Genomic DNA, 15,890 nt, shown 5'->3' with positions numbered 1-15,890 from the left:
GCGAGCCTCGAAGGATGACAGGAAAAGGTGCTTGCTGCTCATCCTTCGAGGCGCGCAAGAGCGCGCACCTCAGGATGACGGCGGAACGAGTGGATAGCAGGTTGCAGGAACGTTGGGTTTAATGGGCAAGATCACAGGTTTTCTGGAAATCGACCGGCACGACCGCAAATATGCGCCCGTCGCCGACCGCTTGCAGCACTATCGCGAATTCGTCATTCCGCTGAGCGAGAAAGACACCCGCGACCAGGCCGCGCGCTGCATGAATTGCGGCATTCCCTATTGCCACGGCACCGGTTCGGTTCAGCCGGGTACGCCGGGCTGCCCGGTCAACAACCAGATCCCTGATTTCAACGACCTCGTCTATCAGGACAATTGGGAAGAAGCCTCGCGCAATCTGCACTCGACCAACAATTTCCCGGAGTTCACCGGCCGCATCTGCCCGGCGCCGTGCGAGGCCTCCTGCACGCTCAACATCGACGACAACCCGGTCACCATCAAGACCATCGAATGCGCGATCGTCGACCGCGCCTGGGACAATGGCTGGCTGAAGCCGGAAATCGCCCCCAGCAAGACCGGCAAGAAGGTTGCGATCGTTGGTTCGGGGCCTGCGGGCCTTGCCGCCGCGCAGCAGCTCGCGCGCGCCGGCCATGATGTCCACGTCTACGAGAAATTCGCCAAGGCCGGCGGCCTGCTCCGCTACGGTATTCCCGACTTCAAGATGGAAAAGCACGTCATCGACCGCCGCGTGGCGCAGATGGAAGCCGAGGGCGTCACCTTCCACTACGGTGTCCATGTCGGCGGCACCTCGCCGGGCGCGATCGATCCGCGCGAGTTGCACCGGCAATACGACGCGGTGGCCCTGACCGGCGGTGCCGAAGCCGGCCGCGATCTGCCGATCCCGGGCCGCGACCTCGACGGCATCCACTTCGCGATGGATTTCCTGCCGCAACAGAACCGCCGCGTCTCGTCCGAGCCGCTCGGGGCGGCCGCGGACATCCTCGCCGGCGGCAAGCATGTCGTCGTGATCGGCGGTGGCGACACCGGTTCGGACTGCATCGGCACGTCGTTCCGGCAGGGTGCGAGATCCGTGACCCAGCTCGAAATCATGCCGGCGCCGCCCGAGCACGAAGACAAGGGCCTGACCTGGCCGAACTGGCCGTTGAAAATGCGAACGTCGTCGAGCCAGGCCGAAGGCGCCCGCCGCGAATTCGCGGTGCTGACGCAGAAATTCTCCGGCGTCGACGGCAAGGTGCAGAAGCTGCATTGCGTGCAGGTCAACGAAAAATTCCAGCCGATCGCCGGCACCGAATTCGAACTCGACGCGCAACTGGTGCTGCTGGCGATGGGCTTCGTGCATCCGGTCCATGACGGTATGCTGAAGACGCTCGGCGTCGATCTCGACCAGCGCGGCAACGTTCGAGCCAACCTGACCGACTACCAGACCTCGGTGCCCAACGTGTTCTCCGCCGGCGATATGCGCCGCGGCCAGTCGCTGGTGGTGTGGGCGATCCGCGAGGGCCGCCTCTGCGCCCGCGCCATCGACCAGTATCTGATGGGATCTACGACGCTGCCGCGGTAAGCGGAGCCGGCCGAAATTGAACGGCAAAACAAAAATGGTGCAGCGCGCCCTCGCACGCTGCACCATTCATGTAACTGTCAGTCCTGCGGAATGCCGGTCTTACGGGCAGACCCGTACGGGGCCAGCCCAGTAGCAGCCATACCCGCCGCCGCCATAACCGTAGCCTCCGCCATAACCATAACCGCGCCCACGGCCGTAGCCGCGTCCATAGCCGCGTCCATAGCCACGACCGCCGCCGCGGCTGACACCGCGTCCGCCGCCGCGGCCACGGCCTCCGCCGCCACGACCACCGCGCTGCGCGTACGCCGCCGTCGTCGATCCTCCAACCATCAGTGCCGTCACACCGACGATGCTGAAACAATAGATGCCGACGAGAATAATCGTAGCCAAAGTACGTGATAAAATGCTGCGAGAGGCAGTTTTGCCCTGGGCCATTGAAACTCCTTCTGTAAGGGCCGGCAGATTGGGGCCGCTTTGGTCCGCGGTCAAGCAATAGTGGGTGTGACACCGTCACACAACCGTTAGCGGTGTGTCACAATTCACTCCCCTTGCCTTGAGCACACAAGCGAGGCGATGAAGTTCAGTGCTGCAGGCGCACGCCGAGCATAACAATGGTGGCGGCGGTGCTGTTGCCGGGCTGATTAGAATCCAGCCAGTCCCGACGCAGTGTGCCGGTGATCCACAGATTGCGGTTCATCTTGTAAATCAGGTCGCCGGAAAGTGAATAGAAGCGATCGAAACGCTGATCGCCCTGGTAGGTCTGCGTGCCCCACGTGAATTTGCCGATGCCGGTCAGCCAGCGCCGAAAATCGTGATCGACCTCCGCGGTGTAGGTGCGCGTCAGTACACCGGAGACGCCGGGCACCGTGGTCTCATTGATCGTCGTGGTGGCAAAAAATTTCGCCGTTGTCAGCGGCGTGGCGACCCAGACCAGCGAAGCCGACGTTAGCAGCCCTTGCAGCGGCAGCAACCGCGGATCCTCGTAGGTACGCGCCGCCCAGCCGACCGCGAGCTCGCCCGTCAATATCCGTGAGAATTCGAAGGTGGTGCCGGCCCGCACCGATCCGCCGTTGGAATTGCGCTGATAGCCGTTGCGATCGACCAGCAGATCGTGCGAGCGAACGTTACCTTCGATTTCACCGAATGGTTTCAGGCCCGGCATCAGATCGTAGCTGACACGCCCGAGACCGCCGAACTGATTGTAGTTGCGGTCGTCATTGGTGGTCGATGTGCCGTCGGTCAGTTGTGAATTCTGATAGACGGTGCGGTCGACGGCTGCGCCGGCGGAAAGCTGCAGCCGGTTGAAGTTCTGATCGACACCAAAAGTCCCTCCGAACGTCGCGTAGACGGGATATCTGGCGAGGCCCGCTTGAATGTTGGGGCTGCCCGGATTGTCGGTGGCGACGAGTAGCCGGGCTTGCCCGAGCAGTCGCGTATCGCGCGAGACATCGAGACGGCCATCGACATGGCCGTTGAAATTCGGACGATCGACATTGGTCGGCGCCGACGACACCACACCGTCCACCGGCGGGAACGTATTGGTGTAGCCGGTGAAAGAGCCCTTGAGATCGGCCACCAGCGCGTGGCGCTCCCAGTCGGAGACGGCGAGGAATTCGGGCGCGACTACATAAAATGGCGAGCCTCGCGGCACGGCGATTCGGGCGGGATTGGTGTCGTAGCCACCCCGCAGTTCGACCGCCGATTTGATCAGGAAGCTGCCGGCGTAATCGCCGACCGCGCCGAACGGATCGTCATCGTCCTTGAGGCGCTTGCGTGCGGGTTGACCCACCACCGTGCCGGCCATCGCCGGCGGGATCGGGGCCTTGTTCGCGGTCTGCGACGGCGGAATCGAAAGCCGCAGCGGCGTGTTCGACAGCAGCGGCGGCCGGCTGCCGGGTCCCGGCGGCGGCTTCGGCCGGACCTGTCCCGGATAATATTTCGGCTTCTGAAGCTTGCGGTTGAGCGAGTCGTAACCGGAGCTGGAGGCGCCGCTGGCGGCGGGCAGGCCATAGCGCGGGATCGCCCCGATGCGCGACGGCGCGGGCTTCTCCTTGTCGCGAACCCGGGCGTCGTTGGCCTCGTCACTGGTTTTGTCGTTGGCCTCGGCATTGGTCCGGCGCAGCGGCGAATCCACCGGCGTCAGCTGGCTGCTGCGGGTCGGGCTGAACAGGTCAGGCGTGACGATCTGGGCCTGCGCAATGGTCCCGGTCAGGGCGATCAGCGCAAGGCATGGCAATGCCGCGCGGAACACTGTCGCGCGCCTGCTACGGCCCTCTACTGGACCTGCCATCACGATGAAAATACTCCAACAACGTCAGCTACTTATTCGACGCATTCCGAGCGCGCGGGGAAAACGTCGTTAATGGAGTTAAAACAATTATGGTTAATGACCCGTTGAGAGCCGGCGGCCCGCGTCGCATCGCCAAATCGGCCGTGCTAAGGAGGGGTCCGGGGGCTTTGCCCCTCCTCCCTGGATTTGAGACATGGCCAAGCCGAAACCGCTGATGGCAAAATCATCCGGCACCGATCACGCCAACGCCGCCATCGAGTCGGCCCTGCGCACGCTCGACGTTGAGGCCGGCGGCATCGCCGCCATCACGGCGGCGCTGCAGTCCGACCTCCGCGCGCCGTTCGCGGCGGCCGTCGATCGCATCGGCAACGCCAAGGGCCGGCTGATCGTGACCGGGCTCGGCAAGTCGGGCCATATCGGCCGCAAGATCGCCGCGACCTTTGCCTCCACCGGCACGCCGGCGTTCTTTGTCCATGCCGCGGAAGCCAGCCATGGTGATCTCGGCATGATCACCGCCGACGACGTCATCCTGGCGCTGTCATGGTCCGGCGAGCAGCCGGAGATGAAGAATCTCATCACCTATGCCACCCGCTTTTCCATTCCCCTGATCGCGATGACCGCGGACCGGGAATCGACGCTGAGCAAGGCCGCCGACGTCGCGCTGACCTTGCCGAAGGCGCGCGAGGCCTGCCCGCATAATCTGGCGCCGACCACCTCCTCGCTGATGATGCTGGCGCTCGGCGACGCGCTGGCGATCGCGCTGTTGGAAGGCCGCGGCTTCACCTCGGTCGATTTCAGCGTGCTGCATCCCGGCGGCAAGCTCGGCGCGCTGTTGAAATACACCCGCGACCTCATGCATGCCGGCGACGCGGTGCCGCTGAAGCCGCTCGGCACCAAAATGTCGGATGCGCTGGTCGAGATGTCGTCGAAGGGCTTTGGCTGCGTCGGTATCACTGACGGTCGCGGCCACATCGTCGGCATCGTCACCGACGGCGATCTGCGCCGCCACATGCGGCCCGATCTGATGACCGCCACCGTCGACGAGGTGATGACGAAGAATCCGAAGACCATCGGCCGCGACCTGCTCGCGGGCGAAGCGCTGGAGATCCTCAACTCGTCGAAGATCACCGCATTGATCGTGACCGATGCCAGCAAGCCGGTCGGCATCGTGCATCTGCATGATTTATTGCGCGCGGGCGTGGCGTAATTTGTCGTCCCGGCGAAGGCCGGGACCCATACGCCGTGTCCTCTCGGTGAGGATACCAGCGTTAGACACCTTCCTAGACAATCAGGGCCGCGGAGTATGGGTCCCGGCGTTCGCCGGGACGACGCAATAGTTGAATCTCACCTCGGAAATCTCGCCGCCGTCTCCTCCAGCGGCAAGGCCAGCGCGTTGGCCAGATATGACACCGTGCGATAGAAACCGCAGAGCTGGATGATCTCGACGATTTTTGCGTCGTCATAATGCGCCGACAGCGCCTTGAACTCGGCCTCATCAAGCGTCGCTCGCTCGTGCAGCGCATCGACGGTTGCGATCAACACCTGTTCGGCTTCCGACCAGCAGGCGGCCTTGGCATCGCCGAGCACGGTGGCGCGGACCTGTGCCTCGGTCAGGTGGGCGGCCTCCGCGAACGCCGCGATATGCACGCCCCATTCGTACTCGCAGCCGGTCCGCGCGCAGGTGCGGTCGATCACGATCTCGCGTTCTCGCAAGCTGAGCGGGCCGCGATCCAGCAGGCTGCCGCCGCGAAACTTCTCCCAGGCGCGGGGCTGGCCGGCCATCACCCGGAACAGCATCAGCGGCGGCGCGCCGCGCATGATGCGGTCGAATTGTTGCTGAATCTCGGGTGGATAAGGCGGCTGCAGCGGCGCGATCCGCGGCGCGGATTGTGACATGGGTTCACTCCTGTGCTACAATAAATGTAGCAAGACGCTACAATATCTGTAGCGGCTCGCAAGAGGCTTTCCGATGCCGAAACAGGCCCCTGCTATGAAGAAACGCGCCGTCCGCGGCTCACGCACCGGCCGGCCGGTCATGGCGCTGCTGGACCTGCTCGGGCGCCGCTGGACCTTGCGCATCCTGTGGGAGCTGCGCGAGGGACCGCTGACCTCGCGCGCGCTGCGCACCGCCTGCGACGAGGCCTCGCCGACAGTCATGCAGACCCGGCTCTCCGAACTGCGCGAGGCCGGCCTGATCGAACTGCTGCCCGGCGATGGCTACGGCCTGACCGGGCTCGGCCAGGAGCTGAACGAAACCTTCCTTCCCCTCCACCGTTTTGCGGAGCGGTGGAGCAGGCAAATGCAAGACTGAGCATGATCTCCGCGCAAACGCATCGCGTTTGTCGCGAGGGAAAACCGGTGCCCACTTTTCCGGATCATGCGCTAGGCCACCGCTACCGTCAGGCTGGCGCCATCAGCGCGCACGACCTTGACGCGGCTGCCGGCCGGCGCATCGGGGCCGGCGACGCGCCAGATCGTGTCGTCGATCCGCACCGTGCCTGTGCCGTCGACGATCGGTTTCTCCAGCGTGAACTCCCGGCCGATCATCGCTTCGGTCCGCCGGTTGAGGAACGGGTTGCTCTGGCTGCTGCTGCCGGCGCTCTTCGCAAAATGCCGCCACGCCGGCACCGCCGCGGCCGCGAACAACGCGAACATCAAAAGCTGCGTCTGCCACGATGGATTGATCGCAAACGACACCAGGCCAACCATCAGCGAGGAAAGCCCGAGCCAGAACAGGAAGACACCCGGCGCCAGCAATTCCAGCGCCATCAGGATGAAGCCGAAGATCAGCCAGTTCCAGGTGCCCAGGGTAGCGAATATGTCGGCCATGACACGACCTCTCTAGTATCTGGTGCGATCCGTCAACGCTTCGCTCAGTGCGCTCCCTCTCCCGCTTGCGGGGGAGGGCTGGGGTGGGGGCTCTCTCCACCATACGACTCGTGGAGAGAGCCCCCACCCGCCTCGCTTTCGCTCGGCACCCTCCCCCGCAAGCGCGGGAGAGGGAAAACTCCCTACCGCTGCGGCGAGAACGGCGATGGCGACGGCGGCGGTGGCGGCGTGGCGGGACCGGTTGATGGCACCGAACCGCGCCGCGCGGCTGCTGCCGCGGTAGCGGCGTCACCGAAGGTCGCCTTGGCGATCTCGCCGATGCCGGCGAGCGAGCCCAGGATGCTGGTGGCCTCGATCGGCAGCATGAGGATCTTCTGGTTCGGCGATTCAGCCAGTTGCCCGAACGCCTTGATGTATTTATCGGCGATGAAGTAATTCAGCGCGGCAACGTCGCCCTTGGAGATGGCGTCGGACACCATCTGCGTCGCCTTGGCTTCGGCCTCCGCCGAACGCTCGCGCGCCTCGGCGTCGCGGAAGGCGGCTTCCTTGCGGCCTTCGGCCTGCAGGATCTGGCCCTGCTTGGCGCCCTCGGCACGCAGGATTTCCGACTGCCGCTGGCCTTCGGCCTGCAGGATGTCGGCGCGCTTGACGCGCTCGGCCTTCATCTGCCGGCCCATCGCCTCGACGAGATCCGCCGGCGGCACGATGTCCTTGATCTCGATGCGGTTGACCTTCAGCCCCCACGGCGACACCGCGGCGTCGACCACGCGCAGCAGCCGCTCGTTGATCTCGTCGCGGTGCGACAGCACCTGGTCGAGGTCCATCGAACCCATCACCGAGCGGATGTTGGTCATCGTCAGCACGATGATCGCCTGATCGAGATTGGATACTTCGTAGCTGGCCTTGGCGGCATCGAACACCTGATAGAACGCGACGCCGTCCACCGTCACGGTGGCGTTGTCCTTGGTGATCACCTCCTGCTCGGGAATGCTGATCACCTGCTCCATCATGTTCATCTTGCGGCCGACACGGTCGAAATAGGGAACGATGATGTTCAACCCCGGCGACAGCGTGCGGGTGTATTTGCCGAACCGTTCGATGGTCCAGTCATAGCCTTGCGGCACCGTCTTGACGCCGGCGAACAGGGTGACAATGACGAGAAGTAAAAACGCAATCGCGAAAATGTCGAAACCAGTCATGAATTCCCTCCAAAACCGGCAAGACCGTTGCCGGACGCGGTCGTCCATATGTCTGCCGGATGCCACCGCCGGTTCAGCCCGACTGTTCTCTAGCAATGGTTACGTAGGGAGCCGTTTGCCGCCCGCCAGATGTATGGCGTCTTGACGCGGGCGCTATGTTTTGACGCGTTTTCTTAACGCGGGTCCCCACTTCGCTCGAAAACGCTTTGTAATCAAATCCAGCCCTGAAGCTCGCGCAACACGAGCTGGCGGATCACGTCCATGCCGGGCTCGGAATCGTTGAGGCAGGGGATCGCCGCGAACTGCTCGCCGCCATTGTGTTTGAATATTTCGGCGTTTTCCTGCGCGATCTCTTCCAGCGTCTCCAGGCAATCGGCGGAGAAGCCGGGGGTCACCACGGCAATGCGCTTGACACCATCCTTCGCGAGCTGCGCGATGGTCTTGTCGGTATAGGGCTGCAGCCATTCGTCGAAGCCGAAGCGCGACTGAAATGTAAGCAGCAGTTTGGATGCATCAAGGCCGATGCGTCGGCGCAAGGCGTCCGTTGTTGCGATGCACTGCGCCTGGTAGGGGTCGCCCTTGTCGACATATTTCTGCGGCATGCCGTGAAACGACGCGACGATCAGTTCGGGCTGGAACGGCAAGGTCGTCAGATGCGCATTGATCGAGGCCGCCAGCGCATCGATGTAATCGGGGTCGTCATAGTAAGGCGGCGTCACGCGCAATATCGGCTGCGCGCGCATGCCGGCCAGCACGCGGAAAACCTCGTCGCACACGGTGGCCGAGGTCGCCGCGGAATATTGCGGATAGAGCGGCACGACCAGCAGGCGGTCGCAGCCTTGCGCGGTCAGGGCATCGATGCGCGAGCGGATCGACGGATTGCCGTAACGCATCGCCCAGTCGACCACGACGTGGTCATGGTCCGCGATCGCCTCCGCCAGCTTTTCGGCTTGCGCGCGCGTAATGGTCTTGAGCGGCGATTCGTTCTTCTCGACGTTCCAGATCTTCTGGTAGTCGCGCGCCTTGCGGCGGGGACGGATGCGCAAAATGATGCCGTTGAGGATCAGCTTCCAGCGTAGCCCCTGGTCCTCGATCACGCGCGGGTCGGAGAGAAATTCCTTGAGGTACACCCGCACGCCTCTGGCGTCGGCGCTATCGGGCGTGCCGAGATTGACCAGCAGCACGCCGACGCGCGCCGGCTTGGCTTCCGGCGCAGGCTTCGCATTTCCTATGGGAACGACCACGGTCATGATTTCCGTGGCTTCGCGCGTTGCACCATCCTTGTCAAGACAACCATCGGTTCGATACGCTCAGGTCTTGCCGCGGGCGGGAGGAACCATGACGGTCGCCGAATGGTGCGTTTTTGGAACGCTGTTGCTGTACTTGCTGACGATCGCCTCGGTCAAATGGATCGGGTTTCGCCGTTTCGACAATGCCAGGCCCCGCGACCCCGACTTCTACCAGGATCCGATCCGCGCCCGGGCGCTGGGCGCTCATCAGAACGGCATCGAGGCCTTTCCGTTTTTCGCGGTCGCGGTGCTGCTGGCCGAGTTTCGCCTCGGGCCGCAACATTTGATCGACGAACTGGCGGCATTGTTCCTGATCGTGCGGATCGCCTACGTCTTCACCTATCTCGGCAACCGCCCGACGCTGCGCTCGATCCTGTGGTCCATCGGCTTTGCGATCAACATCGCGATTTTCTTTCTGCCGGCGGTGAAGGGGTATTTGCCGGGGTAGCGCCAACTCTCGTCGTCCCGGCGAACGCCGGGACCCATACCGCGTGATCTCTCTGTGAAGCTCGGTAGCAGAGACCATTCGCAAAACTTCTTCCTGTGGTTATGGGTCCCCCGATGCGCAATTGCGCATCTGAGCTCAAGGCCGGGACGACGGCGGTGTTTGTGGTTGCACCATCATCCAAACGCAGTTTCGCGTTCTCGCGGCACATTGCGCCCGAGGTTTGCTGGAAACTTCCCGCCCTCTCATAGTGAGGGCGCAGGGAAGACCGGGTGCGCGCTGCACCCGCGGTCTCGCGTGCGGTTTGCACAAAACAAAGTGCACACGAGCATACAGGGCAGCGGAGAACACCCGGCCTTCCCTGCGCAATGGCTTTACGACTTATAACGCGATCTCCCTGGTGAACGGGCTTCCTTGCCACCATCGCCCGCAAGAAGCTTTTGGCTCCTCACGACCTTGACACCAGCAACGGGGTGTCAGGACCACGCGCCTTCGCCGTACGCCTTTGTCGCGTTACGTCTCCGCAACATCGGCGTCCACCGCAACCCGTCCAACGTCCGTGACGACGGCCGACGCCCTTCTGAGTAGGACGGGATGGCCAAAGATATGCCCCTGATTTGCCCTTCTGGAAAAGCGAAATATTTTTTATTTCGGGGCTTGACACGATTTCTGTAAAACCGAATTGATTTGCCCGTCGGGCAGATGTTGCGGCGTGTGGCCCGGGCGAACAACGTGATATCCGGATATGGTATCGCACTCACCCGGACGTCGCATCCCTCTAGGAACCGACGGGTCTTTCCGTCGCCCACCCCTTCTCGACCCAATGATAGGCTTCGCGGCTCCAGCGGACAACCGACGCATCATCCAGCGATACGTCGAACAGCTTCCACCGATAGGGGTCATAAGCGTCACCGGTCGTACATCCATGAATGGAAGATTGTGGTGTCACGATCGACCACAAATCTGGTTCATCCCTTGGCCACTGAAACGACGGAATGGGCATCCCGTGCAGATCGGACAAAAGATCCTGCTCATAATAGCGCGCCAGGCTTTTCAGCAGATCGGCACATTGCGCCGCGTGATCATATCCGCCGGTGATGTGCCCGAGCCAGTGCGGTGCTAGCGCCTCGATGCCCGGTGGTGCGTCCATGGTCCGCACCAGCGCGGAGCTGACGCGACCGCTCGCGAAATTGGCGAGGCCTTGGCAGGCGGCCGCAATCGCCACCATCAGGTGGGTCTGCAATCGGCTGACGAACAGGAACTCGCGTCCATTGCGCGCCTCCCATCCCGGCAGCGCGGCGCCGCCCACGCTGTTCTCAGGAGTCGCGTGTATGCTGTCCCAGTCGATCGACGGATTGGCGTAGCGCGCGAGCTTCAGCGTTGTCGGATCGCGCAGTAGCAGGTTCGGCTGCGACCTCACATTGGCATATCGATGCTCATAGGCGGCCAGGATGTCTGCGGTGCTCGCGCCCGCGCGCCGCGCATCGGTGATGAAGCACTCCTGGATCAGCGTCTCGAAGGTGTAGAAAAACGCGATCGTGGTGTCGATAATATAGGCAGGCTGAGAGGTGTCCCGCTCACACCAGGTCTGCCCGATGATACAAAACGGTGTCAGCGCGTAAAGCGCGTGGCATTTGTAACTGGGATGGCGCCCCTTCGGAAGCCGCGCCAGCCCGGCGACGATCTCCGCAAGCCGATGCGGCTCGCCGTCCCAGCACCCGACATGCCGGATCCACAGATTTGCCATGTCGCGCCGGGGCGGCGGACGAAAATCAAGCCCGGTGTACCGCCGCGGCAACGCGAGTGCTGACCTGACGTCCCCATCGAAATAACCGTCGATCATGTTCAGCATGGCGACTTGCTGGTCATTATTCCCGCCCGGCCTCACACCGAGCGGCCAGCCAGCGGCCTCGTACACGGGAACCGGCGAATCGAAACGAACATACCCGGACGGATCGACGAACTCAGACGAAAGCCATACCCGCGCTTCGTAAGACATCAACGGAACGCTCGCATACGGGTGTGGCGGCGGAGGCGGCGGCAGCGGATCTCCGGACCGGACCTCCTCTACCCAAACCCCTCCCTGCATGTTGGGCAATTCGAAAGGCGGACGTTCCGGCATTGGCAGGCGACTTTCTGCGGCGGGAGGAGTGATGGCAACGCTAACATAAACCAGGGCGGATCAAACACGCTGGAAGGAGAAGCGGCCTACCGAACTCCGTTGGCTATTTGGTGAACGATCCCTTTCGGATGCGGTCGAACTCTATCAGTTGGGCTGCGAATACGCGTAAGGCTTTGCGTTCGGCGAGCCGATGGAGCCGACGCCGCGATACGGCTGCCCCGCTAAAGAGGGCTCAAATAGTCGGCCTAAAGTCGGGCCCAACAACGAGCCGTCTGAACTGAAACGATGTCCGATCAGCGGAGTAAAGCAGACCTCACGGTCACAAACATTGTGGTTCGCAAATGACCCGAAGCTGCCATCGCCAAAATCAAAGACCAAGTCAGCGACCCGATCAGAAGCGGACTTAGCTGCGCGCTGTCGGCCCGGATTTCGATTGCAAGCTAGTCATGGACGGCAAAGCTAGCGCGCTGTCGGTCTCTCTCAAGAGTACAAAGGCGACCCAACTGCTCAGCACCTCCGGGAATTGGAGGCAGAATTGGGCTTCGAGGGAAGCGCGCACACACAATTCATATTCAGATGCGCGATACCCTCGCTGAGGGGGAAGGAAGACAAAGCTCATGCCTGCGCGAGTACCGCCAAATGATTACCCACGGATGTTATCTGCCATTCCCACTTCTTCCCAATTATAGTGCTTAGCGCTTCAGATGGAGGGCCTGGAGTTGCCTCTGACTCATAGCGTTAGGTCTTTTGATGAGAGTCTCGCGGAAGCGGTATTCCGTTCCGATGATCAGCCTGTCGCGCATTCGCAACTGACTGCCTTCATGCAATGGTGCGAGGTCCGGACGGGACAGCACTTGCCTGATCATTCCGCGATGGACCGCTTCTCGGTGGAGGACTTCCGCAATTTTTGGCGCCTCTTCCTGGAGTGGTCCGACCTGCCCCGGCACGGCGCGCTCGAGCCGGTCTGCGTCGGCGATGCCTGCGAGACCGCCCGCTTCTTCCCGGATCTCCGTCTCAATTACGCCGAGTGCCTCCTCGCCGGCAGTCCTGACCAGACGGTCCTGACGGCCTGTCACGCCGGCGGCAGCCGCGACCGGTTCACACGGGGCGCACTGCGCATCGCAGTCGCCCGGCTGGCGACCTCGCTGCAGCGGCTGGGTGTGCGCCCTGGCCTCCATGTCGCGGCGATCGGACGCAACAATGCCGAGGCGGTCATTGCCGCCCTGGCCACCGCTGCCATTGGCGCGACTTTCGCTAGCTGCGCGCCAGACATGGGCGTGCCCGCCATCCTCGCGCGCTTCGCCCCTCTCGAGCCCGTGGTGCTGTTCGGCTGTCTCCGGGCGGAGCCATGGGATTTGGGCGTCGCCGTCGCCGAGCGCGTCGCCGGCGCGGCGGCCGGTCTGCCGGGCCTTGCCGCGATCGTCGCGTTGGACAACGGCTCGTTTCCCGCCGGCGAGAGGACGGTGCCCCTGCACAGGTTCGCCGATCTGCTCCGCGATGCCGTTGGCCGCGACGCTCGACCCGGCTGGCTGCGCCATCCGTTCAACCAGCCGCTGTTCACGATGTTTTCCTCCGGCACCACGGGCGCGCCGAAATGCATTCAGCACGGCACCGGCGGCACGCTGCTGGAGCATGTGAAGGAGCACCGGTTGCACTGTGATCTCGGGCCGGGCGACAAGCTGTTCTTCCAGACCTCCTGCGGTTGGATGATGTGGAATTGGCAGCTCTCTGCCTTGGCCTCCGGCACGGAGCTCGTCCTCTACGATGGGCCGCTCGAAGGGCCGGACACCTTCTGGCGGATCGTCACCGAGGAGCGCGTGACCGTCTTCGGCACCAATCCTGCCTATTTGCACTTCTGCGAGCAGGGGGGCTTCTCGCCGGGCCGGGTGTTCGACCTTTCTGCGCTCCGGGCTGTGCTCTCCACCGGCTCCATCCTGCATCCCCGCCAGTACGACTGGGTCCGCGATCAGGTGAAGGCGGCGATGCCGCTGCAGTCGATCTCAGGCGGCACCGACATCATCGGCTGCTTTGTCCTGGGCAATCCGAACCTGCCCGTTCATCGCGGCGAGGCACAGTGCCGCAGCCTCGGCCTCGATGTCCGCTCGCTGCCGCCGCCTGACAATCCGGAGGCACTGATCGGCGAGCTGGTCTGCGCCAACCCTTTTCCCTCGCGCCCCCTCGGCTTTCACGGTGATGCCGACGGCACACGCTTCCATGCCGCCTATTTCGCCCAGAACCCCGGCTTCTGGACGCATGGCGACCTGATCGAGGCCACGCCCGATGGCGGTTGGCGGCTGCACGGCCGTTCCGACGGGGTCCTCAATGTACGCGGCATCCGCATCGGCACCGCAGAGATCTACCGCATACTCGATCACACCTGGGAGATCCTCGAGGCGATGGCGGTCGAGCAGCAAGCAGGGGAGGAGCCCGGTGGCACGCGCATGGTTCTCCTGATCGTGCTGCGCGAACGCCTGATGCTCGACAACATGCTGGCGAAGCACATCCGCTCGGAGCTTGCGCGCTGCGGCTCCCCCGCCTTCGTGCCGGCGCGCATCGCACAGGTCGAGGCGCTTCCTGTCACCTTCAACGGCAAGCGGTCCGAAGCCGCGGCGCGCGATGCGGTGAATGGCCGCCCTGTACGGAACCGGGATGCCCTGCAGAACCCGGAATGCCTCGATGCCATTGCCACGCATCCGGTTCTCCGGGCGCCTCCGGCCGTCAGGGTGTCGCGGGGGCCGCCGTCAGGCCGTGGGGCGATCCCGGAGCCTGAGCGGCTACCGCAGGAGCTGCAGGCGATCTGCGAGCGCGTGCTGGGCGTCGCGCCCATCGGCTGGTCCGACAATCTTCTTGGCCTCGGTGCGGACTCGCTGGCACTGCTGAGCCTGCTGCTCGAGATCGAGAGCTATGCCGGGCATCCCGTGCCCCTCTCGGCCTTTCTGGCGGCGCCCTCGATCGAAGGCTTGATCACGGTCCTCTCCGGCGGCGAGGAGGCAATGACGGCGCAGCAGTTCGGTCAGTCCGGCCCGCATCTCCGTGCCGTGGGTCCGGAGGACTGGGAGCCGATCTGCCGCTTCCTTGAGGAATCCTTCCGCGACTCGGGCATCAATGCCGCGACGTGGCGTCGGTTGTTCGACCATGAGTGGTCCGATCACGGGCGCGGCTTCATACTCCTCGACCGCAACGCAGTGGTCGGCTTCATCGGAGCTGTTACCGCCCGGCGTCAGGTGAACGGGGAGGCAGTGCTCGTCTGCAATCTGTCTTCCTGGGTCGTACACGCGCAGTACCGCGGCTGGGGCTTGGCCCTGCTTGCCTTGCAGCTGGAAGGCGCGAAGCTCACCTATACGTGCTTCACCCCACAGCCGATCTCTTGGGCTGCCCTCATGGCGCAGCGCTTCAAGCCGCTGGAGTCGCACAGGATCGCCATGCTTCCATTGCTACAGGCCGAGACGATGTTTGGGCCGAACCGGCCGGTCATCAGCTTCGATCCGGTCGTGGTCCGGGAGAGGCTGACCGGCGAACAACAACAGATCTTCGACGATCACGCACGGTATGACTGCCTGCAGCTAACCGTCAGCGACGGGTCCGATTATGCCTATCTCGTGGTGAAGCGCCGCATTCACCGTGTTGCAGCGGGCCGACTGGGAGGACTGGCGCGAGTTCTGCCGCTGCGAATCCCCTATTCGGACATCCTGCATTGCAGTGCACCGGAATTGCTGTTGCGGCATCTCGAGCGCGTCAAGCTGACGATCCTGCGTCGACAGCGGACGGCAGCGCTCGTGGCGGACGCGCGGCTCTTTCCTGTCCGGCCACGGGGCGTGCTGCTCCCGGTGAGCAACTGTTACCGCTCCGCGTCGATCGCTGCTGGTGAACTCGACAGGCTATATTCGGAAATCGTGCTCCTGCCCATCTGATTTTGGCACATTTCGGACCTCGCGCAATTCCATGCTTGAGTCCGTCATGCGCACCAAAGCGGACGTAACGCCTGCAGATGCGGCGATGCGGCTTCTGAAGGGAAGCGCGGTTCGAAGCGGCCAGCTAATACGGCCGTCGTCCCGGCGTTCGCCCTAGTGCATGCACACATCTCTGAGGCTCCATCCTGCGGCGGCGGCGTGGAAGTATTCGAGGCCGTGCTTCATG

The 15,890-nt window shown here is 63.5% G+C and carries 12 protein-coding genes; 5 read left to right on the top strand and 7 right to left on the bottom strand.

From position 1 onward, the window contains the following. Nucleotides 1–121 precede the first annotated feature (121 nt). Nucleotides 122–1,579, top strand: a complete 1,458-nt coding sequence (locus tag JQ567_RS31225; protein ID WP_212442387.1) for a glutamate synthase subunit beta — start codon at nt 122–124, stop codon at nt 1,577–1,579. A gap of 99 nt (nt 1,580–1,678) precedes the next feature. On the opposite strand, the gene JQ567_RS31220 is transcribed toward JQ567_RS31225, so the two are convergent. Both JQ567_RS31220 and JQ567_RS31215 read right to left on the bottom strand, forming a co-directional pair. Then, nucleotides 1,679–1,969, bottom strand: a complete 291-nt coding sequence (locus JQ567_RS31220) for a hypothetical protein (protein WP_212442386.1) — start codon at nt 1,967–1,969, stop codon at nt 1,679–1,681. Between the two features lie 190 nt (nt 1,970–2,159). Continuing rightward, nucleotides 2,160–3,869, bottom strand: coding sequence for an outer membrane beta-barrel protein (locus tag JQ567_RS31215; protein ID WP_212442385.1), 1,710 nt, complete (start codon nt 3,867–3,869; stop codon nt 2,160–2,162). Nucleotides 3,870–4,062: 193 nt separating this feature from the next. On the opposite strand from JQ567_RS31215, the gene JQ567_RS31210 reads away from it, so the two are divergent. Then, nucleotides 4,063–5,076 carry an SIS domain-containing protein gene (locus tag JQ567_RS31210; RefSeq protein WP_212442384.1) on the top strand — a complete coding sequence of 338 codons (1,014 nt, stop codon included), beginning with the start codon at nt 4,063–4,065 and terminating at the stop codon, nt 5,074–5,076. 137 nt (nt 5,077–5,213) lie between these two features. Here the strand turns inward: JQ567_RS31210 and JQ567_RS31205 are convergent, their stop codons facing one another. Continuing rightward, nucleotides 5,214–5,765, bottom strand: coding sequence for a carboxymuconolactone decarboxylase family protein (locus JQ567_RS31205; protein WP_212442383.1), 552 nt, complete (start codon nt 5,763–5,765; stop codon nt 5,214–5,216). Between the two features lie 73 nt (nt 5,766–5,838). On the opposite strand from JQ567_RS31205, the gene JQ567_RS31200 reads away from it, so the two are divergent. After that, nucleotides 5,839–6,180, top strand: a complete 342-nt coding sequence (locus tag JQ567_RS31200; protein WP_212442382.1) for a helix-turn-helix domain-containing protein — start codon at nt 5,839–5,841, stop codon at nt 6,178–6,180. 71 nt (nt 6,181–6,251) lie between these two features. Here the strand turns inward: JQ567_RS31200 and JQ567_RS31195 are convergent, their stop codons facing one another. The 3 genes from JQ567_RS31195 to hemH all read right to left on the bottom strand — a co-directional run bounded on the left by JQ567_RS31195 (nt 6,252) and on the right by hemH (nt 9,147). Then, nucleotides 6,252–6,698 (bottom strand): NfeD family protein, encoded by a 447-nt coding sequence (locus JQ567_RS31195; RefSeq protein ID WP_212442381.1) that lies wholly within the window; start codon nt 6,696–6,698, stop codon nt 6,252–6,254. 182 nt (nt 6,699–6,880) lie between these two features. Then, a complete protein-coding gene (locus JQ567_RS31190; protein ID WP_212442380.1) occupies nt 6,881–7,897 on the bottom strand; it encodes an SPFH domain-containing protein in 1,017 nt (338 codons plus the stop codon). A 212-nt stretch (nt 7,898–8,109) separates the two neighbouring features. Beyond that, the gene (gene hemH, locus JQ567_RS31185; RefSeq protein WP_212442379.1) at nt 8,110–9,147 is read right to left on the bottom strand and encodes a ferrochelatase; all 1,038 of its coding nucleotides are present in this window, start codon (nt 9,145–9,147) and stop codon (nt 8,110–8,112) included. Nucleotides 9,148–9,235: 88 nt separating this feature from the next. Between hemH and JQ567_RS31180 the strand changes: the two genes are divergently transcribed. After that, nucleotides 9,236–9,634 carry an MAPEG family protein gene (locus tag JQ567_RS31180; RefSeq protein WP_212442378.1) on the top strand — a complete coding sequence of 133 codons (399 nt, stop codon included), beginning with the start codon at nt 9,236–9,238 and terminating at the stop codon, nt 9,632–9,634. 775 nt (nt 9,635–10,409) lie between these two features. Here the strand turns inward: JQ567_RS31180 and JQ567_RS31175 are convergent. Then, nucleotides 10,410–11,630, bottom strand: a complete 1,221-nt coding sequence (locus tag JQ567_RS31175) for a hypothetical protein (RefSeq protein ID WP_212442377.1) — start codon at nt 11,628–11,630, stop codon at nt 10,410–10,412. 827 nt (nt 11,631–12,457) lie between these two features. Between JQ567_RS31175 and JQ567_RS31170 the strand changes: the two genes are divergently transcribed. Next, nucleotides 12,458–15,664, top strand: coding sequence for an acetoacetate--CoA ligase (locus JQ567_RS31170; RefSeq protein ID WP_212442376.1), 3,207 nt, complete (start codon nt 12,458–12,460; stop codon nt 15,662–15,664). Nucleotides 15,665–15,890 lie beyond the last annotated feature (226 nt).

The sequence above is a fragment of the Bradyrhizobium sp. AUGA SZCCT0431 genome (assembly GCF_018131065.1).
In the GTDB taxonomy this organism is placed as follows: Bacteria; Pseudomonadota; Alphaproteobacteria; order Rhizobiales; family Xanthobacteraceae; genus Bradyrhizobium.
The sequence above is the reverse complement of the archived record's forward strand: the minus strand, read 5'-3'. Positions and strand labels throughout refer to the sequence as shown.